General features: G+C 50.6%; 2 tRNA genes and 1 rRNA gene. All 3 read right to left on the reverse strand.

Going from position 1 to position 1,912, the window contains the following annotated elements:
* A tRNA-Ala gene (locus tag HHA41_RS12660) sits at positions 1-76 on the reverse strand.
* 64 nt (positions 77-140) lie between these two features.
* Positions 141-217, reverse strand: a tRNA-Ile gene (locus HHA41_RS12665).
* 61 nt (positions 218-278) lie between these two features.
* Positions 279-1,815, reverse strand: a 16S ribosomal RNA gene (locus tag HHA41_RS12670).
* Positions 1,816-1,912 lie beyond the last annotated feature (97 nt).

Genomic DNA, 1,912 nt, shown 5'->3' on the forward strand with positions numbered 1-1,912 from the left:
TGGTGGAGACTAGGAGAGTCGAACTCCTGACCTCCTGCGTGCAAAGCAGGCGCTCTACCAACTAAGCTAAGTCCCCAGCTTATCAATAAGTCAATGTTTCTGATTTCCGTTTACTCTGCAATCTCTTGCGTCGTCAGTAGTGGTGGGTCTGACAAGACTTGAACTTGTGACCCCACGCTTATCAAGCGTGTGCTCTAACCAACTGAGCTACAGACCCTCAGATACATCGTCATGAAGAACAACTTGTTGTGGATTCTTACCAATCGTCAATCTTTCGTTAAGGAGGTGATCCAGCCGCAGGTTCCCCTACGGCTACCTTGTTACGACTTCACCCCAGTCATCGGCCACACCGTGGTAAGCGTCCTCCTTGCGGTTAGACTACCTACTTCTGGTGCAACAAACTCCCATGGTGTGACGGGCGGTGTGTACAAGGCCCGGGAACGTATTCACCGCGGCATTCTGATCCGCGATTACTAGCGATTCCGACTTCACGCAGTCGAGTTGCAGACTGCGATCCGGACTACGATCGGCTTTTTGAGATTAGCATCACATCGCTGTGTAGCAACCCTTTGTACCGACCATTGTAGCACGTGTGTAGCCCTGGCCGTAAGGGCCATGATGACTTGACGTCGTCCCCGCCTTCCTCCAGTTTGTCACTGGCAGTATCCTTAAAGTTCCCATCCGAAATGCTGGCAAGTAAGGAAAAGGGTTGCGCTCGTTGCGGGACTTAACCCAACATCTCACGACACGAGCTGACGACAGCCATGCAGCACCTGTATGTAGATTCCCGAAGGCACCAATCCATCTCTGGAAAGTTTCTACTATGTCAAGGCCAGGTAAGGTTCTTCGCGTTGCATCGAATTAAACCACATGCTCCACCGCTTGTGCGGGCCCCCGTCAATTCATTTGAGTTTTAGTCTTGCGACCGTACTCCCCAGGCGGTCTACTTATCGCGTTAGCTGCGCCACTAAAGGATCAAATCCCCCAACGGCTAGTAGACATCGTTTACGGCATGGACTACCAGGGTATCTAATCCTGTTTGCTCCCCATGCTTTCGCACCTCAGTGTCAGTATTAGGCCAGATGGCTGCCTTCGCCATCGGTATTCCTCCAGATCTCTACGCATTTCACCGCTACACCTGGAATTCTACCATCCTCTCCCATACTCTAGCCAACCAGTATCGAATGCAATTCCCAAGTTAAGCTCGGGGATTTCACATTTGACTTAATTAGCCACCTACGCGCGCTTTACGCCCAGTAAATCCGATTAACGCTCGCACCCTCTGTATTACCGCGGCTGCTGGCACAGAGTTAGCCGGTGCTTATTCTGCGAGTAACGTCCACTCTTCTCAGGTATTAACCAAGAGAGCCTCCTCCTCGCTTAAAGTGCTTTACAACCAAAAGGCCTTCTTCACACACGCGGCATGGCTGGATCAGGGTTCCCCCCATTGTCCAATATTCCCCACTGCTGCCTCCCGTAGGAGTCTGGGCCGTGTCTCAGTCCCAGTGTGGCGGATCATCCTCTCAGACCCGCTACAGATCGTCGCCTTGGTAGGCCTTTACCCCACCAACTAGCTAATCCGACTTAGGCTCATCTATTAGCGCAAGGTCAAATGATCCCCTGCTTTCTCCCGTAGGACGTATGCGGTATTAGCATTCCTTTCGGAATGTTGTCCCCCACTAATAGGCAGATTCCTAAGCATTACTCACCCGTCCGCCGCTAGCTCAGTTACCGAAGCAACCTCGCCCGCTCGACTTGCATGTGTTAAGCCTGCCGCCAGCGTTCAATCTGAGCCATGATCAAACTCTTCAGTTAAAATCATTTTGAAGTTTTAATCTAAACTTCCAAATCTGGCTCATCAATTTTCTGACTTAAATTTCGCTCAAATAAACTTCGAGTAATTTAAACCAAT

It is taken from the genome of Acinetobacter sp. A1, from assembly GCF_012371315.1.
In the GTDB taxonomy this organism is placed as follows: Bacteria; Pseudomonadota; Gammaproteobacteria; order Pseudomonadales; family Moraxellaceae; genus Acinetobacter.